27 protein-coding genes and 1 riboswitch are annotated in these 24,108 nt (G+C 67.6%); of the genes, 21 read left to right on the forward strand and 6 right to left on the reverse strand.

Annotation, left to right across the window (positions count from 1 at the left end; genetic code table 11):
• Nucleotides 1–18 precede the first annotated feature (18 nt).
• Nucleotides 19–1,923 carry a molecular chaperone HtpG gene (gene htpG / locus PVZ77_RS14555; RefSeq protein ID WP_273809118.1) on the forward strand — a complete coding sequence of 635 codons (1,905 nt, stop codon included), beginning with the start codon at nucleotides 19–21 and terminating at the stop codon, nucleotides 1,921–1,923.
• Between the two features lie 53 nt (nucleotides 1,924–1,976).
• Nucleotides 1,977–2,714, forward strand: coding sequence for a dienelactone hydrolase family protein (locus PVZ77_RS14560; RefSeq protein WP_273809119.1), 738 nt, complete (start codon nucleotides 1,977–1,979; stop codon nucleotides 2,712–2,714).
• Nucleotides 2,715–2,762: 48 nt separating this feature from the next.
• On the opposite strand, the gene PVZ77_RS14565 is transcribed toward PVZ77_RS14560, so the two are convergent.
• Both PVZ77_RS14565 and PVZ77_RS14570 read right to left on the reverse strand, forming a co-directional pair.
• Nucleotides 2,763–3,335, reverse strand: coding sequence for a SprT family zinc-dependent metalloprotease (locus tag PVZ77_RS14565; protein ID WP_273809120.1), 573 nt, complete (start codon nucleotides 3,333–3,335; stop codon nucleotides 2,763–2,765).
• Nucleotides 3,283–3,903, reverse strand: coding sequence for a DNA-J related domain-containing protein (locus PVZ77_RS14570; RefSeq protein ID WP_273809121.1), 621 nt, complete (start codon nucleotides 3,901–3,903; stop codon nucleotides 3,283–3,285). Before PVZ77_RS14570 ends, PVZ77_RS14565 begins: the two co-directional genes overlap by 53 nt.
• 97 nt (nucleotides 3,904–4,000) lie before the next feature.
• On the opposite strand from PVZ77_RS14570, the gene ttcA reads away from it, so the two are divergent.
• The 9 genes from ttcA (at nucleotide 4,001) to PVZ77_RS14615 (ending at nucleotide 12,231) form a co-directional block, all read left to right on the forward strand.
• A complete protein-coding gene (gene ttcA, locus PVZ77_RS14575; RefSeq protein WP_273809122.1) occupies nucleotides 4,001–4,825 on the forward strand; it encodes a tRNA 2-thiocytidine(32) synthetase TtcA in 825 nt (274 codons plus the stop codon).
• Nucleotides 4,825–5,496, forward strand: a complete 672-nt coding sequence (locus PVZ77_RS14580; RefSeq protein ID WP_273809123.1) for a DNA-3-methyladenine glycosylase I — start codon at nucleotides 4,825–4,827, stop codon at nucleotides 5,494–5,496. Before ttcA ends, PVZ77_RS14580 begins: the two co-directional genes overlap by 1 nt.
• Nucleotides 5,493–6,257, forward strand: a complete 765-nt coding sequence (locus tag PVZ77_RS14585) for an SIR2 family NAD-dependent protein deacylase (RefSeq protein WP_273809124.1) — start codon at nucleotides 5,493–5,495, stop codon at nucleotides 6,255–6,257. The genes PVZ77_RS14580 and PVZ77_RS14585 overlap by 4 nt, the downstream gene beginning before the upstream one ends.
• A gap of 96 nt (nucleotides 6,258–6,353) precedes the next feature.
• Complete coding sequence (locus PVZ77_RS14590) at nucleotides 6,354–6,992, forward strand: C40 family peptidase (protein WP_405046231.1); 639 nt, start codon at nucleotides 6,354–6,356, stop codon at nucleotides 6,990–6,992.
• Nucleotides 6,993–7,088: 96 nt separating this feature from the next.
• Nucleotides 7,089–7,625 (forward strand): C40 family peptidase, encoded by a 537-nt coding sequence (locus tag PVZ77_RS14595; protein ID WP_273809126.1) that lies wholly within the window; start codon nucleotides 7,089–7,091, stop codon nucleotides 7,623–7,625.
• A 54-nt stretch (nucleotides 7,626–7,679) separates the two neighbouring features.
• The gene (locus PVZ77_RS14600) at nucleotides 7,680–8,000 is read left to right on the forward strand and encodes a hypothetical protein (RefSeq protein ID WP_273809127.1); all 321 of its coding nucleotides are present in this window, start codon (nucleotides 7,680–7,682) and stop codon (nucleotides 7,998–8,000) included.
• 276 nt (nucleotides 8,001–8,276) lie between these two features.
• Nucleotides 8,277–9,503, forward strand: a complete 1,227-nt coding sequence (locus PVZ77_RS14605) for a cytochrome c (RefSeq protein WP_273809128.1) — start codon at nucleotides 8,277–8,279, stop codon at nucleotides 9,501–9,503.
• Between the two features lie 2 nt (nucleotides 9,504–9,505).
• Complete coding sequence (locus PVZ77_RS14610) at nucleotides 9,506–9,988, forward strand: (2Fe-2S)-binding protein (protein WP_273809129.1); 483 nt, start codon at nucleotides 9,506–9,508, stop codon at nucleotides 9,986–9,988.
• Nucleotides 9,985–12,231, forward strand: a complete 2,247-nt coding sequence (locus PVZ77_RS14615; protein WP_273809130.1) for a molybdopterin cofactor-binding domain-containing protein — start codon at nucleotides 9,985–9,987, stop codon at nucleotides 12,229–12,231. The genes PVZ77_RS14610 and PVZ77_RS14615 overlap by 4 nt, the downstream gene beginning before the upstream one ends.
• On the opposite strand, the gene PVZ77_RS14620 is transcribed toward PVZ77_RS14615, so the two are convergent.
• From PVZ77_RS14620 to PVZ77_RS14635, 4 genes are all read right to left on the reverse strand, one after another.
• Entirely contained in the window at nucleotides 12,228–12,845 is a 618-nt protein-coding gene (locus PVZ77_RS14620; RefSeq protein ID WP_273809131.1) for a DedA family protein, read from the reverse strand. The genes PVZ77_RS14615 and PVZ77_RS14620 overlap by 4 nt on opposite strands.
• Nucleotides 12,846–12,976: 131 nt before the next feature.
• Nucleotides 12,977–13,810, reverse strand: coding sequence for a metallophosphoesterase family protein (locus PVZ77_RS14625; RefSeq protein WP_273809132.1), 834 nt, complete (start codon nucleotides 13,808–13,810; stop codon nucleotides 12,977–12,979).
• Nucleotides 13,811–14,022: 212 nt separating this feature from the next.
• A complete protein-coding gene (locus tag PVZ77_RS14630; RefSeq protein WP_007159230.1) occupies nucleotides 14,023–14,391 on the reverse strand; it encodes a YggL family protein in 369 nt (122 codons plus the stop codon).
• Nucleotides 14,392–14,529: 138 nt separating this feature from the next.
• On the reverse strand, nucleotides 14,530–14,859 hold the full coding sequence (locus PVZ77_RS14635) for a four-helix bundle copper-binding protein (protein WP_273809134.1): 330 nt from the start codon (nucleotides 14,857–14,859) through the stop codon (nucleotides 14,530–14,532).
• A gap of 97 nt (nucleotides 14,860–14,956) precedes the next feature.
• Nucleotides 14,957–15,151: riboswitch (cobalamin riboswitch) on the forward strand.
• Between the two features lie 96 nt (nucleotides 15,152–15,247).
• On the opposite strand from PVZ77_RS14635, the gene cobO reads away from it, so the two are divergent.
• From cobO to PVZ77_RS14685, 10 genes are read left to right on the forward strand one after another with little or no spacing between them, the layout of a single operon-like run.
• Nucleotides 15,248–15,874: a cob(I)yrinic acid a,c-diamide adenosyltransferase gene (cobO, locus tag PVZ77_RS14640; RefSeq protein ID WP_183630813.1), complete on the forward strand. Its 627-nt coding sequence runs from the start codon at nucleotides 15,248–15,250 to the stop codon at nucleotides 15,872–15,874.
• A complete protein-coding gene (locus PVZ77_RS14645; RefSeq protein ID WP_273809136.1) occupies nucleotides 15,868–17,166 on the forward strand; it encodes a cobyrinate a,c-diamide synthase in 1,299 nt (432 codons plus the stop codon). Before cobO ends, PVZ77_RS14645 begins: the two co-directional genes overlap by 7 nt.
• The gene (gene bluB, locus PVZ77_RS14650; protein ID WP_273809137.1) at nucleotides 17,163–17,813 is read left to right on the forward strand and encodes a 5,6-dimethylbenzimidazole synthase; all 651 of its coding nucleotides are present in this window, start codon (nucleotides 17,163–17,165) and stop codon (nucleotides 17,811–17,813) included. Before PVZ77_RS14645 ends, bluB begins: the two co-directional genes overlap by 4 nt.
• Nucleotides 17,810–18,718 (forward strand): adenosylcobinamide-phosphate synthase CbiB, encoded by a 909-nt coding sequence (cbiB, locus tag PVZ77_RS14655; protein WP_273809138.1) that lies wholly within the window; start codon nucleotides 17,810–17,812, stop codon nucleotides 18,716–18,718. Before bluB ends, cbiB begins: the two co-directional genes overlap by 4 nt.
• Complete coding sequence (gene cobD, locus PVZ77_RS14660) at nucleotides 18,711–19,700, forward strand: threonine-phosphate decarboxylase CobD (protein ID WP_273809140.1); 990 nt, start codon at nucleotides 18,711–18,713, stop codon at nucleotides 19,698–19,700. Before cbiB ends, cobD begins: the two co-directional genes overlap by 8 nt.
• Nucleotides 19,697–21,148, forward strand: a complete 1,452-nt coding sequence (locus PVZ77_RS14665) for a cobyric acid synthase (RefSeq protein ID WP_273809142.1) — start codon at nucleotides 19,697–19,699, stop codon at nucleotides 21,146–21,148. Before cobD ends, PVZ77_RS14665 begins: the two co-directional genes overlap by 4 nt.
• Nucleotides 21,149–21,670 carry a bifunctional adenosylcobinamide kinase/adenosylcobinamide-phosphate guanylyltransferase gene (gene cobU, locus PVZ77_RS14670; protein WP_273809143.1) on the forward strand — a complete coding sequence of 174 codons (522 nt, stop codon included), beginning with the start codon at nucleotides 21,149–21,151 and terminating at the stop codon, nucleotides 21,668–21,670.
• Nucleotides 21,667–22,725 carry a nicotinate-nucleotide--dimethylbenzimidazole phosphoribosyltransferase gene (cobT, locus tag PVZ77_RS14675; RefSeq protein ID WP_273809144.1) on the forward strand — a complete coding sequence of 353 codons (1,059 nt, stop codon included), beginning with the start codon at nucleotides 21,667–21,669 and terminating at the stop codon, nucleotides 22,723–22,725. Before cobU ends, cobT begins: the two co-directional genes overlap by 4 nt.
• On the forward strand, nucleotides 22,718–23,269 hold the full coding sequence (locus tag PVZ77_RS14680; RefSeq protein WP_273809147.1) for a histidine phosphatase family protein: 552 nt from the start codon (nucleotides 22,718–22,720) through the stop codon (nucleotides 23,267–23,269). Before cobT ends, PVZ77_RS14680 begins: the two co-directional genes overlap by 8 nt.
• Nucleotides 23,269–24,000, forward strand: a complete 732-nt coding sequence (locus PVZ77_RS14685; protein ID WP_273809149.1) for an adenosylcobinamide-GDP ribazoletransferase — start codon at nucleotides 23,269–23,271, stop codon at nucleotides 23,998–24,000. The genes PVZ77_RS14680 and PVZ77_RS14685 overlap by 1 nt, the downstream gene beginning before the upstream one ends.
• The last annotated feature ends 108 nt before the right edge of the window (nucleotides 24,001–24,108 follow it).

A 24,108-nucleotide genomic window follows, 5' to 3' on the forward strand; every position in this document is an offset into this window, starting at 1 on the left:
GATAGCGGAGTTCGTAGCATGAGTGTGGAGACTCAAAAGGAAACCCTAGGCTTCCAGACCGAAGTGAAGCAGCTGCTTCACCTGATGATTCACTCGCTGTATTCCAACAAGGAAATCTTCCTGCGCGAATTGATTTCCAACGCCTCCGACGCGGCCGACAAGCTCAGATTCGAGGCCTTGTCCAAGCCCGAACTGCTCGAAGGCGGGGATACGCTGAAGATTCGCCTGAGCTTCGATAAGGAGGCCGGCACGGTCACCCTCGAAGACAACGGCATCGGCATGAGCCGCGAAGAGGTGATCGCCCACCTCGGCACCATCGCCAAGTCCGGTACCGCCGATTTCCTGAAGAATCTCAGCGGTGACCAGAAGAAGGATTCCAACCTCATCGGTCAGTTTGGCGTGGGCTTCTACTCGGCCTTCATCGTCGCCGATCAGGTCGACGTCTACACCCGCCGTGCCGGCCAGCCCGCCGCCGAAGGCGTGCACTGGTCGTCGAAGGGGGAAGGGGAGTTCGAGGTCGCGAACGTCGACAAGCCCGAGCGCGGTACCCGCATCGTGCTGCACCTTAAGCCCGAGGAAACCGAATTCGCCGATGGCTGGCGCCTGCGCAACGTGGTCAAGAAGTACTCCGACCACATCGGCCTGCCCATCGAGCTGCCCAAGGAGCAGCAGGGGGGCGAGGACGAGCAGCCGACCGCAGCCGAGTGGGAAACCGTCAACCGTGCCAGCGCGCTCTGGACCCGTCCGCGTACCGAACTCAAGGACGAGGACTACCAGGAGTTCTACAAGCACGTCGGCCATGACTTCGAGAATCCGCTGACCTGGAGCCACAACAAGGTCGAAGGCAAGCTCGAATACACCTCGCTGCTGTACGTGCCGGCCCGTGCGCCCTTCGATCTCTACCAGCGTGAAGCGCCCAAGGGCCTGAAGCTCTATGTGCAGCGCGTCTTCATCATGGACCAGGCCGACCAGTTCCTGCCGCTGTACCTGAGATTCATCAAGGGTGTGGTGGACTCCAACGACCTGTCGCTGAACGTGTCCCGCGAGATCCTGCAGAAGGATCCGGTGATCGACTCCATGAAGTCGGCACTGACCAAGCGCGTGCTGGACATGCTCGAGAAGCTGGCCAAGAGCGAGCCGGAGAAGTACCCGTCGTTCTGGGGCCACTTCGGCCAGGTGCTCAAGGAAGGTCCGGCGGAAGACTTCGCCAACCGCGAGAAGATCGCCGGCCTGCTGCGTTTCGCCTCGACCCACAATGGCGACGATGCGCAGAACGTGTCCCTGGCCGACTACATCGGCCGGATGAAGGAAGGTCAGGACAAGATCTACTACCTGACTGGCGAGAGCCATGCCCAGATCAAGAACAGCCCGCACCTGGAAGTCTTCCGCAAGAAGGGTGTCGAGGTGCTGCTGCTGACCGATCGCATCGACGAGTGGCTGATGAGCTATCTCACCGAATTCGACGGCAAGCACTTCGTCGATGTCGCCCGCGGCGATCTGGATCTCGGCAAGCTGGACAGCGAAGAAGACAAGCAGGCCCAGGAAGAGGTCGCCAAGACCAAGGAAGGCCTGGTGGAGCGCCTCAAGCAGGCCCTGGATGCCCAGGTCAGCGAAGTCCGCGTTTCCCATCGCTTGACCGATTCGCCGGCGATCCTGGCGATCGGCGAGCAGGACCTTGGCTTGCAGATGCGCCGCATCCTGGAAGCCAGCGGTCAGAAGGCGCCGGATTCCAAGCCGATCTTCGAGATCAATCCGCAGCACCCGCTGATCGAGAAGCTCGATGGCGAGCCCGACGAGGACCGCTTCGCCGACCTGTCGCACATCCTGTTCGATCAGGCTGCGCTGGCTGCAGGCGACAGCCTCAAGGACCCCGCCGCCTATGTCCGCCGGTTAAACAAACTGCTGGTGGAATTGTCCGCTTGAAGATAGAAGCCCGCCTCGGCGGGCTTCTTCTTATCCACCCTCTGGAGGACCCCATGGTCGATGTCACTGTAAAACCCGTTGCCTACGAAATCGATGGTCAGCCGTTCGAGAGCCAGCTGGTGTACGCCACCAGCAGTAATCCGACCCGTCCAGGCGTGCTCTTCGCGCCCAACTGGATGGGGGTGTCCCATGGCGCCGTCGAGCAGGCCAAGGCGCTGGCCGAGGCCGACGGCCTGGCTTACCTGGTAGTGGATTTCTACGGTCGCAACGTGCGTCCGCAGAACGCCGACGAGTCCCTGGCGGCCATGACGCCGATCCGCGGCGATCGCGCGCTGTTGCGCCAGCGCATGCAGGCGGCTCATGCGGCGCTGCTTGCCCAGGCCGAGACAGCGGCGGTGGACGTCCACCAGATCGCGGCCATCGGCTTCTGTTTTGGCGGCTGCGCGGCGCTGGAACTGGCGCGCGACGGGGCCCGGCTGAGCGCCGTGGTGACCTTCCACGCCAATCTGGATACGCCCAACCCGGCCGATGCGGCCCGTATCACCGGTCCGGTGCTGGTGCTGCACGGCGCCGCCGACCCGATGGTGCCGGACGAGCAACTCACCGGCTTCCGCCAGGAGATGGATGCCGCCCAGGTGGATTGGCAACTGCTGAGCTATGGCGGCGCGGTGCATTCCTTCACCGATCCCGAAGCCAACAATCCGGGCAAGCAGCAATATCACCCGGTGGTGGCCAAGCGTGCCTTCCTGGCGATGCACAACCTGTTCGACGAAGTCTTCGCCCAGGGCTGATGATCTTCGCTGTCTGCCGGAACCCGGGTCGGGCCCGGCAGGGCAGGGTCAGCCGCGGATGACTTCCCGGGTGAAATCCAGGGGGCCGCGGCAGCGTCGGCACAGATAGCGTCGTCCCTTGCGCACCAGAGCATGACGCTGGGCGGTGAATTCGAAGCGACCGTCCGGACAGTTGCAGCGATACAGGTACAGGGTGCGGGCCCGTTGCGGCAATTCGTAGGTGTGGCAGCGATCCGGTGGCAAGCCATAGACGCCACGCATGATCAGCTGCCACTCCTCGCCATGCGGCCTGATGCTGCCGCCAAACAGCTGGTGCGCCACCAGATGCGCCACCTCGTGGGCCACGGTTTGTTCGAGAAAGTGAGCGCGATTTTCCTGATAGAGCTGCCCGTTGAATCTCAATCGGTTCTCGGTGAGATGGGCGACGCCGGCGCGCTGGCCGCGCAGGGCCAGGCTGACGTCCGGGCGTGGGAAGCGACGTTTGAAGAAGGCCTCGGACTGCCGATAGCAGTCTTCGACCCGGGCGTGGAGTTGTTCAGGCATGGGCAACCTCTGGCGAGGCGGATGATTATGCCGAAGCTCGTGCCTGCGCCCTAGCGTCCGCGGTCGGCTGGTGGCCATAGTGCCGCCTCAGCGTATCCATGGCCGCGTTGATGGTCTGCAGCCGACCGGTGCTGCCGCCACGATCCGGATGGTGACGACTGGCGAGCTGGCGATAGCGGCGGCGGATCTGGCCGTAGTCCGCCGAACGGTCCAGGCCCAGCAGGCGCAGGGCTTCCAGCAGTTCGGACTCGCCGTTGACCAGCGCCCAGAAGTGATTGAGCAGATTGGCCACGTCTTCCGGCGTGGTGGTCTCCAGCTGGGTGAGGTCCAGGTAATAGGCGCGCAGCGGATCGGCCACGATCAGCCCGGGCCGGGCGCGCAGATAGGGCCGCAGTTCGATACGCAGGGCGCTGATGACCAGTTCGGCGCGTTGCTCGGCACGCAACTGGTCGCGCAGCTGGTAGAGGGCGTTGAAGACGCGAAAATGCAGGCGGAAGAGTTCGTAGTTGTCGGTCACCGGGCGCGGGGGCACGAGGGGAGAACCCGCCCGGCGCAGGGCCTGCAGCAACTCGTGCTCCGACAGGCTGGTCTGGGCCCCGAGCAGTTCCTGATGGAGCGCCGTCATGAGCGCCTGGGTTTCGCTCATGGCTGCCGGTCGCCGCGGATTGACGTTCGGGGTAGGGCGGCGGAAGCTTTGCGCGTAAAATGCCGGCCTTTCGTTTTTTCCTTTCGCGGATTCATCCATGGGCACCCTTTCGGTCAACCAGAACAAGCTGCAAAAACGCCTGCGCCGTCTTACCGGCGAAGCCATCGCCGACTACAACATGATCGAGGACGGCGACAAGGTCATGGTCTGCCTGTCCGGTGGCAAGGACAGCTACACCCTGCTCGACATGCTGCTCCATCTGCAGAAGGTCGCGCCGATTCGCTTCGAGATCGTGGCGGTCAACCTCGACCAGAAGCAGCCGGGCTTTCCTGAACACGTTTTACCCCAGTATCTGAAGGAACTGGGGGTCGAGTACCACATTCTGGAACGTGATACCTATTCCGTGGTGAAGGAAAAGATCCCCGAGGGCAAGACCACCTGTTCGCTGTGCTCGCGCCTGCGCCGGGGCATCCTCTATACCTTCGCCGACGAGATCGGTGCGACGAAGATGGCGCTCGGCCATCATCGCGACGACATGGTAGAAACCTTCTTCCTCAATTTGTTCCATGGCGGCACCCTCAAGGCCATGCCGCCCAAGTTGCGCGCCGATGACGGCCGCAATGTGGTGATCCGACCGCTCGCCTACTGCAACGAGAAGGACATCGAGGCCTACGCCGTCCTGCGCGAATTCCCCATCATTCCCTGCAACCTCTGCGGCTCCCAGGAAAACCTGCAGCGCAAGGTGGTCAAGGAGATGCTGCTGGAGTGGGAGCGCAAGACGCCGGGGCGCACCGAGATCATGTTCCGCGCCCTGCAGAACGTGGTGCCCTCGCAGCTGGCCGATCGCGAGCTGTTCGACTTCGCCAGTCTCAAGATCGATGACAGTGCGACGCCGCGCTTCGTCCAGGTGATGAATCTCTGATGCGGGACTACGCCTGGCTGCTCGAATACGCCCTCAACCGCTGTGGCTCGCGCGCGGCCCTGGAAGCGCGACTGCCACAACCGGTGGACGCCGCGACCCTGAGGTCGGTGGGCGATGACCGCTATCTGTCGCTGCTGACCCGCCGCATCTTTCGCGCCGGACTCAAGCACAGCCTGGTGGATGCCAAGTGGCCGGCCTTCGAGGAGGTCTTCTTCGGCTTCGATCCGGAGAAGGTGGTGCTCATGGGCGGCGAACGCCTGGAGCGGCTGATGCAGGATGCGCGGCTGATCCGCCACCTGGGCAAATTGCGTAGCGTGCCGATCAACGCCCAGATGGTGCTCGACTTCCAGCACAGCCACGGCAGCTTCGGCCAGTTGCTGGCCGAATGGCCGACAGAGGACATCGTCGGCCTGTGGGAGCTGCTGACCAAGCGTGGCAACCAGCTGGGTGGCCTGTCGGCGCAGCGATTCCTGCGCATGGCCGGCAAGGACACCTTCCTGGCGACCGACGATGTGGTGACGGCGCTCAAGGCGCAGAACATCCTCGACAAGGCGCCCACCGCCAAGCGCGACCGGCAGAAGATGCAGGAGGCCTTCAACCTCTGGCAGGAACAGAGCGGGCGTCCGCTCTGCCAGCTGTCGGTGATGCTGGCCCTGACGGTGAATCATTGACCGACGCCCTGGCACGCGCCCGGGGTCTGCTCGCGCGGGCCGGGCGGGTGCTGTTCATCACCGGGGCCGGGCTTTCCGCCGACTCCGGACTGCCAACCTATCGCGGTCTCGGCGGGCTGTACAACGGCCTCACCGAGGAAGGCATCCCCATCGAGGCGGCGCTGTCGGGCAGCATGCTCCGGCAGCGTCCGGAGCTCTGCTGGCGCTACCTGGCGCAACTTGGCCGGGCCTGCGCCGCGGCCGTGCCCAATGCGGCGCACCAGGCGATCACCGATTTCGGCGTTCGACATCCCGGCAGTTGGGTGGTGACACAGAACATCGACGGCTTTCATCGGCAGTCGGGTTTTCCAGCGGAGCGGCTGATCGAGATCCACGGACAACTGGAGCCGCTCGCCTGCATGAGTTGCGCGCAGGCCGTCGAGGCGGCTCAGGATTACCTGGCCGGTCCGTTGCCGCCGCGTTGTCCCTCTTGCGGCGGCATTCTGCGGCCACCCGTGGTGCTGTTCGAGGAAGCCTTGCCGGGCACCGAGTTGCAGCGTCTGCAGGAGGCGGTGGAGGAGGGATTCGACCTGGTGATCGCGGTCGGCACCACGGCTGCCTTCGGCTATATCCAGGCGCCGATCGGACAGACCCTGGCGCAGGGTGGCGACCTCATCGAGATCAACCCGGACCGCTCGTCGCTGAGCGGCCTGGCGACCGTTCAGCTCAAAAAAAGGGCCGTAGACGTCCTTCCTCGGCTTTTGAGTCACATCGAAGGCTAAAAAAACTTGCCATCTGTGATCCACGTCGGCAAGGTGTCGAAACTTTGAAAAAACGACACGGTCGTGCCCATGCCAAGGAACCGCCTCGCACCCCTCGTGCCCCTGTCTTTTGTCTGTCTGCTCGCCGCCTGTGCGAGTGCGCCGCAAAGTCCCGACACCATCGCTACCCAGGATTCGTCCACTCCCTCCCGGACGTTCCAGACCGCTTCGCTGCATGGCCTGGGTGGCGCTGGCAATGGCTCCGCGCCCGTGGAGGCCGAGGGTGCTCAGCAACGTCCGGTCTTCCCTCATACCCAGTCGCCGCATCAGCTCGACTGGGAGCGCGAGGTCGGCCCGCGCCAGGCGCTGCCGAGTCTGGCGGACCAGATCCTCAATCGTGCCACTCAGCTGGTGGGGACACCCTATCGCCGCGGCGGCAGCACCCTGGCCGGTTTCGATTGCAGCGGTTTCGTCAATTACGTCTTTCGTGAGCGCGCCGGTATGACCCTGCCGCGTTCCACCCGCGAGATCATCGATCTCGAAGTACCGGTAGTCAGCAAGAATGACCTGGAACCTGGCGACCTGTTGCTGTTCAATAGCAACGGCCGTGGCCGGGTCAGTCACACCGGTATCTACATGGGCGAAGGCAAGTTCATCCATTCCTCCAGTCGTCGTAGCGGCGGGGTGCGGGTGGACAGCCTGAACGACCAGTACTGGAAGGTGAGTTTCCTGGAAGGCAAGCGCGTATTGCGCTGAGGCGTATCGCCGCGATCTTCGCCGGTGCGCTTCGAGGACCCGTCGAGTCTGCGTGGCAGGCCGATGGTGATCGATGGATAACTAAGGATGTCTCCAATGCCGCATGCGGCTCGCCTCGGATTGTATTGCGCCTTTGTACTGCTGGCCGCCTGTGCCGGCAGGCCGCCCCAGGCCCCCGCACCGGTCTCCCCGGTCGTCTCCCGTCCCGTGCTGGAAAGCCAGGCCCAGGCGGCCAACGATGTACTCTTTCGGGCCATCGGCCTGGTCGGCACGCCCTATCGGTACGGCGGCAACACCCCGGCGGGTGGATTCGACTGCAGCGGTCTGATCGGCTACGTCTATCGCGATGCGGCTGGCGTGGCCCTGCCGCGCTCGACGCGCGAGATGATCACCCTCGGCTCGCCCAATGTGGCGCGCAACGCCCTGCAGCCCGGTGATCTGATCTTCTTCGCCACGGCCGGTGGTCGTCAGGTCAGCCATGCCGGCATCTATGTCGGGGAAGGGCGTTTCGTCCATGCGCCACGTACCGGCGGTACCGTGCGCCTGGACAGCCTGGCCAAGCCCTACTGGCAGAACAGCTACCTGCAGGCCAAGCGGGTGCTGGTCACGCCGAGTCTCGCCGGCGGCTATTGAACCCCGTTCCGCCCGGGCGGCTCGAATGGGCATCCAGCCCGTGTGGAGCCCATCATGCCCCAGGCGATACGTCTGCCGCCCCAGCCGGCTCGCTGCGAGCTGTGCGGTCGGGCGGCGCCGCTCACCCGCCATCATCTGATTCCTCGCTCGCTGCACGACAAGGCCTACGTGCGCAAGAGATTCGACCGCATCAGCCGGATCACCGCCACCCTCTGGGTCTGCCGACCCTGCCACAACCATATCCACCAGACCTTCGACGAAAAGACCCTGGCGCTGGAATACAACAGCCGCGAATTGCTGCTCAGCGATGCGCGCATTCGCCAGTTCGTCGACTGGCTGGCGGCCAAGCCCGATGGCTTCGTGCCCAAGCGCTGAGTAATACCACCCCTATGGAATTTGCATCTTGGGTGGTTTCCTTCCTGTTCGGAGTGACGGTAATCAGGGTCCGAGGCAGGCAGCGCTCCAGGCTCGCATCAGGACGCAGCCGGATCGGAGTGGGAATGTAAAGGCCGCCGTCAAGGTGCGGGCCGAAACTGTCGCCTGTATCTCACCTCCGGGGCCGAGCGCCACGGCGGCTTGCCGCTACGATTAGGATGACGGCAAAGCCACGGCGGAATCGGCCAGTCCGGTTCGACTTCACGAGGAGAGCTGATGAGATCCCTGGCCCTGCCCCTGCTGGCGGGGATGCTGCTCCTGTCCACCAGCGCGCTAGCCCGCGCCGACGAGGCGAACCTGGCGCGTGGCGAATATCTGACCCGCCTGGGCAATTGCCAGGGCTGCCATACCCGTCCCGATGGCGCGCCTTTCGCCGGGGGCGCCGCCTTCGAAACGCCTTTCGGGCGTCTCTATTCGAGCAACATCACCCCGGATCGCGAGCACGGGCTGGGTGACTGGACGGCAGAGGACTTTCGCCGGGCCTTGCATGAAGGCATCGGGCGCGAGGGTGAGCAGCTCTATCCCGCCTTTCCCTATACGGCCTTTACCCGCTTGAGCGACGAGGACATCGCGGCCATCTTCGCCTATCTGCAGGTCCAGCGCCCCGTACCCTATGCACCGCCGGCCAACGCGCTGCGTTTTCCCTTCGATCAGCGCGCGCTGATCCGTGGCTGGAAATTGCTGAACTTCCGTCAGGGCCCACTGCCCGCCGTGACGGACGCTCAGGTGGGGCGGGGCGCCTACCTGGCGGAGGCGGTGGGACACTGTCAGGAGTGCCATACGCCGCGGACCTGGAGCCAGGGTCTCGACAGCGGCCGGGCCTATGCCGGCGCGACCCAGCAAGGCTGGACTGCCTGGAATCTCACCGCGGATCCCCGCGGCCTTGGCGGCTGGAGTGATGCCAAGCTGGCCAGCTATCTGCGCGAAGGGCATCAGCGCGGCGAAGCCGTGGCGGCGGGGCCCATGGCCGAGGTGGTGAGCGGCGGTACCCGCCATCTGAACGACGCGGACCTCGGCGCCCTGATCGCCTATCTGCGGACCCTGCCGGCGCAGCCCGGAGCGGTGCCGGCGCGGGCCGAGGTGCAGCCGCCCGGGGAAACCGGGCCGCTCACCGCTGCCGAGGCGGAAAGCGCGGCCTTGCTGCAATCCGCCTGCGCCAGCTGTCATGCCCCGGACGACAGGGGGCCGGCCGGTCCCTATCCGCGCTCCTTTAGCAACTATTCGGCGGTGCGCGATCCGGCCGGGACCAATCTCGTACGCGTCCTGCTCGACGGCCTCGATCGCCAGGGGCGGACCGAGCATGCCTTCATGCCAGCCTATCGGGACGTGCTCAGCGATCAGCAACTGGCCGATCTGGCCACCTACATCGGCCGCCGCTTTGGCGGCCACGCCGCCGACATCCGTCCTGCGGACGTGGCGGCCGCGCGCGAAGGAGAGAAATAGCGGTGGCGGCCATCGAATTGAAGGTCAATGGCGAGCAGCGACAACTCGACGTCGATCCGCGCATGCCCTTGCTGGAGGCCTTGCGTGACGAACTGGGTTTCAAGGGTCCGAAGTTCGGCTGCGGCCTGGGCGAGTGTGGCGCCTGTACGGTGCTGGCGGATGGCAAGCCGGTGCGTGCCTGCCTGCTGCCGGCAGTCTCCTTTGCCGGTCGCGAGTTGCTGACCCTGGAAGGCCTGGGTACGCCTGAGGCGCCGCACGCGTTGCAGCAGGCCTTTATCGAGGAACAGGCGGCGCAGTGCGGCTATTGCATCCCCGGCATGGTGATGACCGCCCGTGCGCTGCTCGAACGCGTGCCCGATCCCAGCGACGCGCAGATCCGCCAGGCGCTGGCGGCCAACTTCTGTGGCTGCGGTACTCACTATCGCATCCTGCGTGCGGTCAAGCGGGCGGCGGTGCTCCTGCGCGACGGGCAGGCTCCGGCATGACGCTGTCACGCCGTGCCTTTCTCGGCGGCAGCGCAGTGCTGCTGCTGGGCTTCAGCCTGCAGCGGCCGGTCGCCGCCCAGGTGCTGCCTGCACCGGCTGACCCGGTGGACCTGGCCAAGACCCTCGATCAGCGCCAGCTGGATGCCTGGCTGGCGGTGGATGCCCAGGGCCAGGTCACCGTCTACAGCGGCAAGGTGGAACTGGGTACCGGGGTCGGCACGGCGCTGCGGCAGATCGTGGCCGAGGAGCTTTGCGTGGCCTTTGCCGCTACCCGGCTGATCCAGGGCGATACCCGGCTGACCCCGGACCAGGGCATCACCGCCGGCAGCAAGAGTCTGCAGGTGGGTGGCGCCCAGTTGCGCAAGGCCGCCGCCAGTGCGCGGCAATTCCTGTTTCTGGAGGGATCGCGGCGCCTGGGGTTGGATCTGGCGGTGGTGGACACGGTGGAGGGTCGCGTGGTCTATCGCGGCGATCCCACCGGACGCTCTGTCAGCTATGGCGAGCTGGTGGGCGGACGGCCCCTGGGGCGGCTGGTCAATCAGGCCGTGCGTACCCGCGCCGTCAAGGATTACCGCCTGGTCGGCACCTCGGTGCCGCGCGAGGACATCCCCGCCAAGCTGTTCGGCAGCTTCGACTATGTCCATGACCTGCGCCTGCCCGGCATGCTGCACGGCTGCATGGTACGGCCACCCTGCACCGGTTCGGCGCGGTTGGCGGGGGTGAGCCTTCGTGGTATCGATGCCAGCGCGCTGCCGGCTGGCGCGCAGCTGGTGTACGAAGGCGCCTTCGTCGCGGTGGTGGCCGAGCAGCCCTGGCTGGCGCGACAGGGCGCGGCGGCGCTGCGGGTGGACTGGAGCCTGGTGCCGGACCTGCCGCTGCCGGGCGAACTCTATGCCCGGCTGGAAGCCAAGGCCGGACCGGCCGACATCCAGCAGGAGGCCGGTGACGTTGAAGGCGAATTGGAGAATGCCGCGCAGCGGCTGGACGCCGAGTATCGCTGGCCTTATCAAAACCATGACTCCATCGGTCCCTCCTGCGCGGTGGCGGACGTGCGTGCCGACGGCGCCACGGTCTGGAGCGGTACCCAGGGCGTCTACCCGCTCCGGGCGGCACTGGCGGATCTGCTGGCGCTGCCGGAAGACAGTATCCATGTCATCTATCAGCAGGCTTCGGGTTGCTATGGCCATAACGGCGCCGATGACGCGGCGGCCGATGCGGCGCTGCTGTCCAGGCTGTGCGGCCGTCCGGTGCGGGTGCAGTGGAGTCGCGCCGACGAGCACGGCTGGAATCCCAAGGGCCCGGCCATGCTGCTGCGCCTGGCCGGTGGCCTGGGCGCGGCCGGCGATCTGCTGGCCTGGCGCTTCGCCAACTGGACGCCCACCCACCTGACCCGACCCAATGGCCAGACCGGCAAGGCTGCCCTGCTCGCCGGGCAGCTGGCCTACAACCTGCCGCTCAAGGGTGGGCGGGGTGGTGGCAATCGCAATGCGCCGCTGGACTACGACCTGCTCAACGTCCAGGTGGCGACCCACTGGCTGGAAGCCGGGGATTCGCCACTGCGACCCTCTGCCCTGCGCGCCCTGGGAGCGGTCGGCAATACCTTCGCCAACGAGTCCTTCATGGACGAGCTGGCCCTGGCGGCCGGGGTCGATCCGCTGGAATTCCGCCTGCGCTATCTGCAGGACCCTCGCGCGCGGGCGGTGCTGCAGGTCGCCACCGCCAAGGCCGGTTGGCAGCTACCCGCCAGGCAGGAAAAGGTCTGGGACGGTGCCCTGGCGAAAGGGCAGGGTCTGGCCTTCCTGCACTACGAAAACGAAAACGCCTATGTGGCCGCTGTGGTCGAGGTGGCGGTGAGCGAGGCGACGGGGATCCGGGTCACCCGGGTGGTGGTGGCCCATGACTGCGGTCTGATCGTCAATCCGGACGGCCTGCGCAATCAGCTGGAAGGCTGCGTGGTCCAGGGCATCGCCCGGACCCTCAAGCAGGCGGTGCGTTTCGATCACCAGGGAGTGACCAGCCTGGAGTGGGGTGCCTATCCGCCGCTGACCTTCAACGAGTTGCCCGAGCTGGAACTGGAATTGATCGATCGCCCGGAAGAACCGGCGGTAGGGGCGGGGGAGGCCACTACCGCCGCCATCCCCCCGGCCATCGCCAATGCCGTGGCGGCGGCGACCGGTTTGCGCCTGCGCGAGGTACCGCTGAATCGCCAGCGTCTGCGCGAGGCGCTGGCCGCCCGTCGCTAGGCGCGTTTCAGCCGCTGCTTGAAGAACAGCGCGGCGCCGGCGCCCAGCACGGCGACGATCGCCGCGCCGATCCACAGCGACTCGTTGCCGGCGAAGCTGAAGTGGTTGGCGCCCTTGGCCGCCAGATAACCCGGGCCCATCATCAGCGGCGCCCAGACGATGGCCGAGAGCACATTGGCCGACTGGAAGCGCAGCTGGTTCATCGCCATCATCCCGGCCACCAGGGGCACGGTGTTGCGGATCATGGTCAGGAAGCGTCCGCCGAATACCGCGAAGAAGCCATAGCGGCGAAAGAACAGCCGGGTCCTGGCCACCTGCTTGCGATAGCGCCGAAAGGGCGGGCGGTGGACGATACTGGGACCGAGCCAGCGGCCGATGATGTAGGAGCAGATGTCGCCGAGGATGGCGCCGACGATGGCGGCCAGCACCAGCGGCACCGGCGCGAGCACCCCGGAGCCGGCCAGGCCGCCGACCACCAGCAGCAGGGCCGTGGCCGGAATGAAGACGCCCAGCAGCACCAGGGATTCGCCAAAGGCGAGCAGGCCGACCAGCAGCGGCGCCCAGGCCTGGTGGGTTTCGATAAAGCCAAGCAGCGATTGCGTCAGGGATTCCATGGGAGGCCACTCTTGCCGAAAGTCCTAAGACTACGTGGCGCCTGTGGCCTGCCAGCCGTTTCAACAGCTTGAATCAATTTCCATTGCTGGAAGTGCGCAGGAGCGCGCATCGGCGCCCCCGGCCGGACGCCTCAGCGTTTCGCCAGGGCGTCCTGAGCAGCCTGCCAGCGCAGTTCGTGGCGCTCGCCGACGACGAAACGATCGCCCTGGAAGTCCCAGCGTTCCACGTCCACGGTCTTTTCCGCCCCTTCGCCGACCAGCAGGCGATTGAAGGAGTTGGGCGAGGTGCCGCGCACGCGAGACGAGAGGGCAGTGCCGGCCTGGACGATCCAGACCTCGCGGGGCAGGGTGGGGTACTGGCGACTCAGCGGCAGCACATAGGGCAGGTGGATATGCCCCCCCATCACCAGATCCAGTCCGGCGGCGGCCCAGGTGGCCAGGGCGTGATCGGCGTTGTGTTGCAGATTGCTCAGGTCACTGAGTTCGAGGGCGCCGAAGGGCTGGTGGGCGATGACAATGCGCAGCTTGCCAGGACCGGCGCGGCGCAGACGCTCGGCCACGCGCTCGATCTGCTCGCTGCTGACCGCGCCATCCTTGTGGCGTTGCGGGGCGGTGGTGTTGAGCCCGACCAGCAACAGCTCGTCGTTTTCGAAACTGGGCTCCAGATCCTGGCCGAAATGGCGGCGATAGTTGCCATAGGGCGTCAGGAAACGCGCGAAGATATTGTACAGTGGCAGGTCGTGATTGCCCGGGATGACCAGGGTTTGTGGAATGCCATGGCTTTCCAGGCGTTCGACAAAGGTCTTGGCGGCGGCGAATTGTTCGCGCCGGGCGCGCTGGGTGATGTCCCCGGAGAGGATGAGGACATCGGCGCCGTGTTCGCGGACATGGGCTTCCAGAGCCGCGACCACGGCGGGTTGCTCGGTGCCGAAGTGGGTATCGGAGATTTGCAGGAGGGTCGTCATGAGGACCTGGTTTCCAACGGATTCCCCTTTACGACCGCAACGGGCGCCAAGCTATCCGGCGAAGGCTAGTCAGAGGCTGTTCCAAGGCTCGCGAGCTAGAGCCAAACAAGGCGAAAATGGCTGAGGAAGCGGAGTTTACGAGTGGTAAATGAGCATTCCGAAGCCATTTTCAACGCAGTTTGGCCGACGCGCAGCAGCCTTCGAACAGTCTCTTAGACTTCGCCGTCGTGGTGCCAGGCGTCGTGCAGCTCGGAGGCGTTGGCTTCACCGACTTCGGCGCGGGCCTTGAGCCAGTCCAGCAGGGCAGTACGGTCTTCCGCGGTGGGCGAGGTGTAGCGCTTGTTGGCCATGATGGTGCCTTCGACCCAGGCATTGTCGAAGCCGCCGATGTAGTCCAGCTTGCGCTCTTCGACGTAGTCGATGAAGTCGCCCAGGAAGGTGTCCAGGTCGTCTTCGCTGAGTTCGTTCTTGAAGCTCACCTTGATTTCAAAGGCCAGCTCCTGGAATTCGCCCAGGTACTGCTTCTTGCGCAGGCGACGCTTCATGCGGCTCAAACGGGGATCTTGGTTGGTATCGGTCATGGCGAAGGCCTGGATATCGATTAAAGGGCGGGCATTATCCCTGGCGTCGACGGGTAATGCCAATGCCGACCGCTCCAGCGGTGGGTCGGCCGGGCCGTTTTGCCTGCGACCGGAGCGCGCAGTGGCGGAAGGACCTGCTCAGGCCGCCATGGCCGCGCAAGCGTCGGCGCAGGCTTCGCAGGCCCGGGCGCAGGCCTGGCAGTGATCGGCCTTGTGCTTGCCGCATTCGGCGGCGCAGGCGCGGCAGGTGGCCAGGCACAGGGCGCATGCTTCGGCGATGCGGTCGCTATCGCGCTGCATGAAGGTGGCGGCCAGGCGGCAGGCGTCGGCGCAGTCGCGGTCCAGGCGGACGCAGTCGCGCATCATGTCCAGATTGGCTTCGCCCAGGCAGGCGCTGGCACAGGTTTCACAGGCGGCGGCGCAATCGAGACAGGCCCTGATGCAGGCCGCGAGGGTGTCATCGTTCATTCGGTAGCTCCTGGTGAGGGGTATCTAGGGTGGACCCGGTCGGCTGGCGCCGAGTTCGGCCGGTGCGATCGATTGACGCTCTCCCGGGTAGTCCGTACCCTGCGCCCTTGCACGTGGTGCCCCGCCTGGCCGGGGTGAAACAGGGAAGCCGGTCGAGCCGGCGCTGCCCCCGCAACGGTAGTTGAGCAGTAGCTGCGCGATACCCACTGGCCCTGGCCGGGAAGGGGCGCAGCGGATGCCTCCAGGGCATCGGCTCACCAGCCCGGAGACCGGCCACGCTTGCGTTCATCTCGGCGATGCGGAGGGCGTCGCGCGGCGTCGCCACCTGCCTTGCGCGGGCGGCGTCTCTGCCCGTTTCTCCGCCACGCCCGCACCCGGAGAACCGCCCATGACCGATACCCCCGATTCGACCAGCCCCGAGCGCGACGAGCGCCACCGCGCGCGCATGGTGCGCAAGAAGGCGGTGATCGACGCCCGCATCGCCGAAGCCCAGGACGAGCGCGGTCTGCTGCTGGTCCACACCGGCATCGGCAAGGGCAAGAGTAGCTCGGCCTTCGGCATGGCGGCGCGCGCCCTCGGCCACGGCATGAAGGTGGGCGTGGTGCAATTCATCAAGGGCCGCCGTGACACCGGCGAGCAACTTTTCTTCAGGCGCTTCCCGGACGAGGTGCGTTACCACGTCATGGGCGAGGGCTTCACCTGGGATACCCAGGACCGTGCCCGTGACCTGCAGTCGGCGGCGGCGGCCTGGGCGGTGGCGGTGGAGCTGCTGCGCGATCCGGCCATCGGCCTGGTGCTGCTGGACGAACTCAACATCGCCTTCAAGCACGGCTACCTGGACGTCGACCAGGTGCTGGCCGATCTGGCCGGGCGCCCGGCGCACCAGCACGTGGTGGTGACCGGGCGCGGTGCGCCGCCGGCGCTGGTCGAGGCCGCCGATACCGTGACCGACATGAGTCTGGTCAAGCATGCCTTCCAGGCCGGCGTCCGCGCCCAGCAGGGTATCGAATGGTAGGCGAGACGCGGCATTGCCCGGCGCTGCTGATCGCCGCCCCGGCCTCCGGTCAGGGCAAGACCAGCGTCACCGCCGCCCTGGCCCGGTTGCACGCCCGCCAGGGGCGGCGGGTACGGGTGTTCAAGTGCGGTCCGGACTTTCTCGATCCGATGATCCTCGCCCGCGCCAGCGGCGCACCCGTCTACCAGCTCGATCTGTGGATGATCGGCGAGGCCGAGAGCCGGCGCCTGCTGTGGGAAGCGGCGGGGGAGGCCGATCTCATCCTCATCGAAGGCGTCATGGGCCTGTTCGACGGCCAGCCCTCGGCGGCCGACCTGGCCGAGCGCTTTGGCGTACCGGTGCTGGGAGTGATCGACGCCGCCGGCCTGGCGCAGACCTTTGGCGCCCTGGCCTATGGCCTGGCCCACTACCGGCCGGGCCTGCCCTTCGCCGGGGTCCTGGCCAATCGCAGTGGCAGTCCGCGGCAGACGCAGCTGATCCGCGGCAGCCTGCCGGCGGGCATGACCTTCTTTGGCAGCCTGCCGCGCGATGCCGGCATCGAGTTGCCCAGTCGTCACCTGGGGCTGATCCAGGCCGACGAGGTCACCGACCTGGATCGTCGTCTCGACATGGCGGCTGATGCTCTGGGCGCCAGTTCCACCCTCGAAGTGCCGCCGCCGGTGGCCTTTGCCGCACCGCCGGCGACCGTGGTCGAGCCGCTGCTGGCGGGGGTGCGGATCGGCGTGGCCCGGGATGCGGCGCTGGCCTTCATCTACCAGGCCAATCTCGATCTGCTGCGCGCCCTGGGCGCCGAGCTGCAGTTCTTTTCCGTGCTCACCGACACGGCGCTGCCGGCGGTGGACAGCCTCTATCTGCCCGGCGGCTATCCCGAGCTGCACCTGCAGACGCTGTCCAACAACCTGGGCATGCGCGCGGCCATTCGCGCCCACCATGCGGCCGGCAAACCGATCCTCGCCGAGTGCGGCGGCATGCTCTATCTGCTCGACGAACTGACCGACAAGGCCGGCGAATCCGCCAGCCTGCTCGGACTGCTGCCGGGCAGCGCGCGGATGCAGGCACGCCTCACCGCCCTGGCCTTGCAGTCGGTGGAGTTCGAGCAGGGCACCCTGCGTGGCCACACCTATCATCACTCGGCCCTGGAGTCACCCGAGGTGCCCTGGGCGCGCGGACTGTGCCCCAACGGCAAGGCGGTGGCCGAGGCGGTCTACCGCGACGGTCGCCTCACCGCCAGCTATATTCACTTCTACATGCCGTCGGCACCCGCCGCGGCCGCCGCGATGCTCAAGCCGTGACCACGACCTCCTATACCCCCGCCGAACAAGCCGCCGTCTACCGAGCCATCGCCGAGCGCCGCGACATGCGCCACTTCTGCGGTGGCGAGGTGCCCCCCGAGCAACTGGCCCGCCTGCTCGGTGCCGCCCACCAGGCGCCCAGCGTCGGGCTGATGCAGCCCTGGCGCTTCTTGCGCATCAGCGATCCGGCCCTGCGTCAGCGCTTGCACGAGCTGGTGGAAGAAGAGCGCTGCGCCACCGCCGACGCCCTTGGCGAGCGCAGCGACGACTTCATGAAACTCAAGGTGCAGGGCATCCTCGATTGCGCCGAGGTGCTGGTGGCCGCGCTCATGGACGGCCGCGAAGCCCATGTCTTCGGCCGCCGTACCCTGCCGGAGATGGACCTGGCCTCGCTGTCCTGCGCCATCCAGAATCTCTGGCTGGCGGCGCGCTGCGAAGGCCTGGGCATGGGCTGGGTGTCGCTGTTCGAGCCGGAAGCTGTGCGCAGCCTGCTGGAGATGCCGGAAGGCGCGCAGCCGGCAGCCATCCTCTGCCTGGGACCGGTGGAAGCCTTCTATCCGCGCCCGATGCTGGAAGAGGAGGGCTGGCGCCAGGGGCGGCCGCTGGAGGAGCTGATCTTCGAGAATCGCTGGGGCCAGAAACCATGATGCTGGCCTTCGCGGTCGTCAGCGGCATGCTGCTCGACCTGCTGTTCGGCGAACCCCGCCGCGCCCACCCCCTGGTGCTGTTCGGGCGCCTGGCCGACAGCCTCGAAGCCCGCTTCAATCCCGGTGGCCGTGGCTGGCGCAGCCATGGCGTTGTGGCCTGGAGCCTGGCCGTGCTGCCCTGGGTGCTGCTCACCGCCTTGCTCTGCCAGCTCGACTGGCTGGCCTGGATCATCCAGCCCCTGGCGCTGTATCTGGCCGTGGGACTGCGTAGCCTCGGCGAGCACGCCGAGCCGGTGGCCCGCGCCCTGCAACGCAACAATCTGCCCGAGGCACGGCGCGGGGTCGGCTACCTGGTCAGCCGCGAGACCAGCGAGCTGGACGAGACCGCCGTGGCCCGCGCCGCCACCGAATCGGTGCTGGAGAATGGCAGCGATGCCGTCTTCGCCGCGCTGTTCTGGTTCGCCCTGCTGGGTGCCCCGGGTGTGGTGCTCTATCGCCTGGCCAATACCCTGGACGCCATGTGGGGCTATCGCACGCCGCGCCTGGAGCGTTTCGGCTGGGCCGCGGCGCGGCTGGACGATGTCCTCAACTATATTCCTGCGCGCCTGGTGGCCCTGACCTATGCCGGTCTCGGCCGCTTCTGGAGCGCCATCGAAAGCTGGCGCACCCAGGCACCGCTGTGGGACAGCCCCAACGCCGGTCCGGTGATGGCGGCCGGTGCCGGCGCCCTAGGCGTGAGCCTGGGCGGCCCGGCTCGCTACCACGGCGAATGGCACGAGCGCCCGGTGCTGGGCCGCGGTCCGGCGCCGACCTTCCTGGCCATCACCCGCGCCCTGAAACTGGTGCGCCGTGGCGCCTGGTTGTGGACCGCGCTGATCGCCCTGGGAGGACTGCTGCTTGCTTGAGCACGGCGGTCGACTGCGGCGCGCGGCGCGCACCTATGACATTCCCCTGGGCGACTGGCTGGACCTGTCCACCGGTCTGGCCCCCTGGCCCTGGCCGCTGCCGGAGATTCCGGCCAGCGCCTGGGCACGGCTGCCGGAGCCCGATGACGGCCTGGTGGAGGCCGCCTGTGCCTGTTACCGGGCCAGCGCGGTGCTGCCGGTGGCCGGCTCTCAGGCCGCCATCCAGGCGCTGCCGACCCTGCGCGTACCCGCGCGGGTCGCGGTGCTGGCGCCCTGTTATGCCGAACACGCCCTGGCCTGGCGTCGCGCCGGGCACGAGGTGCTGGAGTGGGACGAAGGCCGGATCGCGACCCACCTCGACCAGCTGGACGTGGTGGTGGTGGTCAATCCCAACAATCCCACGGGCGAGCGCCTGTCGCCGGCCCGGCTGCTGGACTGGCACGCCCGACTCGAACGTCGAGGTGGCTGGCTGGTGGTGGACGAGGCCTTCATGGATCCCACCCCGGCGGCGAGTCTTGCGCCCTTCAGCGATCTGCCCGGGCTGATCGTGCTGCGCTCCTTTGGCAAGTTCTTCGGGCTGGCCGGGATGCGCCTGGGCTTCGTGCTGGCGGCGCCGAGCCTGCTGGCGCAACTGGACGAGCAACTGGGTCCCTGGACGGTGAACGGCCCCAGTCGTCATCTCGCCCGGCAACTGCTGGCCGATCAGCCGGCCCAGCAGCGTCAGCGCGAGGCCCTGCTTGGGGCCGGTGAACGCCTGGCCGCGGTGCTCGTCCGGCACGCCCTGACGCCCAGCGGTGGCTGCGCCCTCTTTCAATTGCTGCAGCGCGCGGATGTCGCGGATCTGCACGAACACCTGGCCCTGCAGGGCATCCTGACCCGTCTGTTTCCCGCGCTTGGCGCCCTGAGACTCGGCCTGCCCGGTGACGAGTCCGGCTGGCAGCGCCTGGACCAGGGCCTCGCCAGCTATCGGAGTCCCCTATGAGTACGCTGATGGTGCAGGGCACCACCTCCGACGCCGGCAAGAGCACCCTGGTGGCCGCCCTGTGCCGCTGGCTCTATCGCCAGGGCGTGGCCGTGGTGCCCTTCAAGCCGCAGAACATGGCGCTCAACAGCGCCGTGACCGCCGATGGCGGCGAGATCGGCCGGGCCCAGGCGGTCCAGGCCCAGGCCTGTGGCCTGGTACCCCATACCGACATGAATCCGGTGCTGCTCAAGCCCAATACCGATGTCGGGGCCCAGGTGATCATCCACGGTCGCGCCGTCACCAGCATGGATGCCAAGGCCTATCACGCCTACAAGCCGATCGCCCGGGAGGCGGTGCTGGCTTCCCATGCCCGCCTCGCGGCGGGCTATCGGGTGGTGCTGGTGGAAGGCGCCGGTTCGCCGGCCGAGATCAACCTGCGCCAGGGCGACATCGCCAACATGGGCTTCGCCGAGGCGGTGGATTGCCCAGTGCTGCTGGTGGCGGACATCGACCGGGGTGGCGTCTTCGCCCATCTGGTCGGCACCCTCGACCTGCTCGAGCCCAGCGAACAGGCGCGCGTCGCCGGCTTCATCATCAACCGCTTCCGCGGTGACCTGGCGCTGCTGCAACCCGGGCTGGACTGGCTCGAAGCCCGCACCGGCAAACCGGTGCTCGGCGTGCTGCCCTATCTGCACGACCTGCATCTGGAAGCCGAGGATCGCCTGGCCACCGGCCAGATCGCCAAGCAGGGACCGCGCCTGCGGGTGGCGGTGCCGGTGATGCCGCGGTTGAGCAACCACACCGATTTCGATCCCCTGCGCCTGCATCCCCAGGTGGAACTGCTGTTCGTCCGCCAGGGCGAGGCGCTGCCCGCCGCCGACCTGATCATCCTCGGCGGCTCCAAGAGCGTGCGCAGCGACCTGGCCTTCCTGCGCGCCCAGGGCTGGGACGCGGCCATCGCTCGCCACCTGAGATACGGCGGGCGGGTGCTGGGCATCTGTGGTGGCTTCCAGATGCTCGGCGAGAGGATCGCCGATCCCCTCGGGCTGGAAGGCGCGCCGGGCGACAGCGCCGGTCTGGGCCTCCTGGCCATGACCACCGAATTGGCGGCGGAAAAGCAGCTGCGTAACGTACGCGGCTGGCTGTGTGATGGCGACGCCGAGGTGGCCGGCTACGAGATCCATGCCGGTGTCAGCCAGGGCCCCGCCCTGGAGCGGCCGGTGCTGCGCTTCGCCGATGACCGCGTGGATGGCAGCCTCAGCGACGACGGCCAGGTGCTGGGCACCTACCTGCACGGCCTGTTCGAATCGCCCGCCGCCAGCGTCGCCCTGCTGCGTTGGGCGGGCCTGGCCGAACCGCAGCAGCTGGACTACCACGCCCTGCGCGAGCGCGATCTGGAGCGCCTGGCCGATCTGGTCGAACACCACCTGGACACCGGGCGCCTGCGCGCCCTCTGCGAGCTCTAGATGCGCGAATTCATCCTCGGTGGCGCTCGCTCCGGCAAGAGCGCCCTGGCCGAGCGCCTGGCCGCCGAGTCCGGCCTTGCCGTCACCTATATCGCTACCGCCGGCGGCAGCGACGCCGAACTGGCCCGGCGCATCGAACGCCATGCCGCCCGCCGGCCGGCGCACTGGGCGCTGGTGGAAGAACCCCTGGCGCTGGCCGAACGCCTGGCGGCCCTGGCGGCGGCGGATGCCTGCCTGCTGGTGGACTGCCTGACCCTCTGGCTGACCAATCTGCTCTTGCTCGACGATCCCCGGCGCCTCGACAGGGCTTGCGCGGAGCTGCTCGAGGTCGTGCCGCAGTTGCCCGGCCACCTCATCTTCGTCAGCAACGAAACCGGTCTGGGCGTCGTCCCGCTGGGCGAGTTGACGCGCCGCTATGTCGATGCCGCCGGCGAGTTGCACCAGGCCCTGGCCGCGCGCTGCGAGCGCGTGGTGCTGACCGTCGCCGGTCTCCCCCTGACCCTCAAAGGAACCCCGCTATGAGCATGCCCTGGTGGCAAGGACCCTGCCGCCAACCCGATACCGCCGCCGCCGAAGCCGCGCGCCAGCGGCAGGCGGTATTGACCAAGCCGAGCGGTTCGCTCGGCGATCTGGAAGTGCTGGCCATCCAGCTGGCGGCCCTGCAGGGCACGCCGCGGCCACTGCTGCAGCGTACCGCCATCGCCGTCTTCGCCGGTGATCATGGGGTGGTGGAAGAGGGCGTCTCGGCCTATCCGCAGTCCGTGACCGCCGAGATGGTGCGCAACTTCGTGCGTGGCGGGGCGGCCATCAGCGTGCTCGCCCGGCAACTGGACGCCGCCCTGGAAGTCATCAACCTGGGTACCGTCACGCCGCTGGAAGCCCTGCCCGGGATCATCGACCTGCCCCTGGGGCGCGGTACCGCCAACTTCACCCTGACCCCGGCCATGACCCATGACCAGTGCCAGGCCGCGCTGCAGGCCGGACGCGACGCCGTCCTGCGCGCCTGCGCCGGTGGCGCCGATCTGTTCATTGGCGGCGAGATGGGCATCGGCAACACCACCGCCGCCAGCGCCATTGCCAGCGTGCTGCTGGATACCTCGCCGCTGGCCCTGGCCGGGCCCGGTACCGGCCTGGACGCCGACGGGGTGGCGCGCAAGGTGGCGGTCATCCAGCGCGCTCTGCTGCGTCATGGCGACGCCCTGGAAGATCCCTACGAGCTGCTGCGCCGCCTGGGGGGTTTCGAGCTGGCCGCCCTGACCGGTGCCTATCTGGCCTGTGCCCAGCAGGGCCTGCCGACCCTGATCGACGGCTTCATCTGCTCGGTGGCGGCGCTCTGCGCCCAGCGCCTGCAACCCGATACCCGCGACTGGCTGCTGTTCGCCCACTGTGGCGCCGAGCCCGGCCATGCCGCTGTGCTGCTGGCGCTGGGCGGCGAGCCGCTGCTCGATCTTGGCCTGCGCCTGGGCGAAGGCAGCGGTGCGGCGCTGGCCGTGCCGCTGCTGCAACTATCTTGCCGCCTGCACAGCGAGATGGCGACCTTTGCCGAAGCCAGTGTCTCCAGCCGCGCCCATGACTGACTGCTGGCTGCTGCGCCATGGCGTCACCGAAGGCCCCGAAGGCTTTCGCGGACGCCTCGATCCGCCGCTGGCGGAGCAGGGCTGGGCGCAGTTGCGCGCCGCCGTCGCCGCGCAGCCGCCTTTCGAGCTGATCCTGACGTCGCCGCAACAGCGCTGCGCGCGCTTCGCCGAGTGGCTGGCGGCGGAGCAGGGCGCCGAGCTGGTGCTGGAAGCGGATCTGCGCGAACTGGATTTCGGCGCCTGGGAAGGTCGTAGCGCCGCGGAGCTCATGCAGGACCAGGCGGAAGCGCTGGGCCGGTTCTGGGCCGATCCCTATGCCTATACCCTGCCCGAGGGCGAGCCTGTGGCGGCCTTCGCCGAACGGGTCCTGGGGGCGGTGACGCGCTGGCGGCCCCGGCTGCAGGGCCGGCGCAGTCTGATCGTCACCCATGGCGGCGTCATCCGCCTGCTGCTGGCCCGCCAGCGGGGCCTGCCACCCAGGGACCTGCTGCAGGTCGAGGCGCCCTACGCGACCCTGCAGCCACTGGCGCTGGAGGAAGGCTGATGCCGCTACCCCTGCTGATCGCGGTGCAGTTTCTGACCCGCCTGCCGGTCCGGCTGCCCGGCATGCCGCCAGCCGAGGCCGTCGGCCGCTCGGTGCTCTGGTATCCGGCGGTCGGCCTGCTGCTGGGCGCGCTCCTCAGTCTGATCGCCTGGCTGGGCGCCGCGGGCGGCGTCTTCCTGCAGGCGGCCCTGGTGCTGGCCGGCTGGGTGATCCTCACCGGCGGCCTGCATCTGGATGGCCTGGCCGACACCGTGGATGCCTGGATCGGCGGCTATGGCGACTGCGAGCGGACCCTGGCCATCATGAAGGATCCAGCCTGCGGACCCATGGGCGTGCTGGCGCTGCTGCTGACCCTGCTGCTCAAGTGGAGCGCCCTGGTGGTGCTCCTGCCGCACGCGCCGGGCTGTCTGTGGCTGGCGCCCTTGGCCGGTCGCCTGGCGCTGCCCTGGCTGTTGCTGACCACCCCCTATGTACGCCCTGGCGGTCTGGGCGATGTGCTCAGTCGCCACCTGCCGCGGACGACATTGACCCGGGTGCTGCTGCTGGGTGCGCTAGCCATCCTCCTGCTGTCCCAGGGCTGGACCGCACTGCTGGTGACCGCAGTGGTCGCGCTGCTCGTGCGCCGCGCCTTGCGCCAGCGTCTCGGCGGTACCACCGGCGATACCGCCGGAGCCCTGCTGGAATTCACCGAGACCGGGGTGCTGGTCGCGCTGGCCCTGACGTTGGGCTGAAAAATCGGCCCAAGCGTGAGACACCCGGGGTTTTGCGACCGCGGTCCTTGAACGACGTCGGTTAAACCGTTAAGAAGGCGCCTGGTTGAGCGCCCAGCGAAACCGCCT

It is taken from the genome of Pseudomonas sp. SHLD1 (genome assembly GCF_028640935.1).
GTDB lineage: Bacteria > Pseudomonadota > Gammaproteobacteria > Pseudomonadales > Pseudomonadaceae > Chryseomonas > Chryseomonas aestiva.

Excerpts from the sequence above, each read along its gene's own strand:
- htpG (WP_273809118.1), top strand. The coding sequence starts at position 19 with ATGAGTGTGGAGACTCAAAAGGAAACCCTAGGCTTCCAGACCGAAGTG.
- PVZ77_RS14560 (WP_273809119.1), top strand. The coding sequence starts at position 1,977 with ATGGTCGATGTCACTGTAAAACCCGTTGCCTACGAAATCGATGGTCAG.
- PVZ77_RS14565 (WP_273809120.1), bottom strand. The coding sequence starts at position 3,335 with ATGGCCACCAGCCGACCGCGGACGCTAGGGCGCAGGCACGAGCTTCGG.
- PVZ77_RS14570 (WP_273809121.1), bottom strand. The coding sequence starts at position 3,903 with ATGAGCGAAACCCAGGCGCTCATGACGGCGCTCCATCAGGAACTGCTC.
- ttcA (WP_273809122.1), top strand. The coding sequence starts at position 4,001 with ATGGGCACCCTTTCGGTCAACCAGAACAAGCTGCAAAAACGCCTGCGC.
- PVZ77_RS14580 (WP_273809123.1), top strand. The coding sequence starts at position 4,825 with ATGCGGGACTACGCCTGGCTGCTCGAATACGCCCTCAACCGCTGTGGC.
- PVZ77_RS14595 (WP_273809126.1), top strand. The coding sequence starts at position 7,089 with ATGCCGCATGCGGCTCGCCTCGGATTGTATTGCGCCTTTGTACTGCTG.
- PVZ77_RS14600 (WP_273809127.1), top strand. The coding sequence starts at position 7,680 with ATGCCCCAGGCGATACGTCTGCCGCCCCAGCCGGCTCGCTGCGAGCTG.
- PVZ77_RS14605 (WP_273809128.1), top strand. The coding sequence starts at position 8,277 with ATGAGATCCCTGGCCCTGCCCCTGCTGGCGGGGATGCTGCTCCTGTCC.
- PVZ77_RS14615 (WP_273809130.1), top strand. The coding sequence starts at position 9,985 with ATGACGCTGTCACGCCGTGCCTTTCTCGGCGGCAGCGCAGTGCTGCTG.
- PVZ77_RS14620 (WP_273809131.1), bottom strand. The coding sequence starts at position 12,845 with ATGGAATCCCTGACGCAATCGCTGCTTGGCTTTATCGAAACCCACCAG.
- PVZ77_RS14625 (WP_273809132.1), bottom strand. The coding sequence starts at position 13,810 with ATGACGACCCTCCTGCAAATCTCCGATACCCACTTCGGCACCGAGCAA.
- PVZ77_RS14630 (WP_007159230.1), bottom strand. The coding sequence starts at position 14,391 with ATGACCGATACCAACCAAGATCCCCGTTTGAGCCGCATGAAGCGTCGC.
- PVZ77_RS14635 (WP_273809134.1), bottom strand. The coding sequence starts at position 14,859 with ATGAACGATGACACCCTCGCGGCCTGCATCAGGGCCTGTCTCGATTGC.
- cobO (WP_183630813.1), top strand. The coding sequence starts at position 15,248 with ATGACCGATACCCCCGATTCGACCAGCCCCGAGCGCGACGAGCGCCAC.
- PVZ77_RS14645 (WP_273809136.1), top strand. The coding sequence starts at position 15,868 with ATGGTAGGCGAGACGCGGCATTGCCCGGCGCTGCTGATCGCCGCCCCG.
- cbiB (WP_273809138.1), top strand. The coding sequence starts at position 17,810 with ATGATGCTGGCCTTCGCGGTCGTCAGCGGCATGCTGCTCGACCTGCTG.
- PVZ77_RS14665 (WP_273809142.1), top strand. The coding sequence starts at position 19,697 with ATGAGTACGCTGATGGTGCAGGGCACCACCTCCGACGCCGGCAAGAGC.
- cobU (WP_273809143.1), top strand. The coding sequence starts at position 21,149 with ATGCGCGAATTCATCCTCGGTGGCGCTCGCTCCGGCAAGAGCGCCCTG.
- cobT (WP_273809144.1), top strand. The coding sequence starts at position 21,667 with ATGAGCATGCCCTGGTGGCAAGGACCCTGCCGCCAACCCGATACCGCC.
- PVZ77_RS14680 (WP_273809147.1), top strand. The coding sequence starts at position 22,718 with ATGACTGACTGCTGGCTGCTGCGCCATGGCGTCACCGAAGGCCCCGAA.
- PVZ77_RS14685 (WP_273809149.1), top strand. The coding sequence starts at position 23,269 with ATGCCGCTACCCCTGCTGATCGCGGTGCAGTTTCTGACCCGCCTGCCG.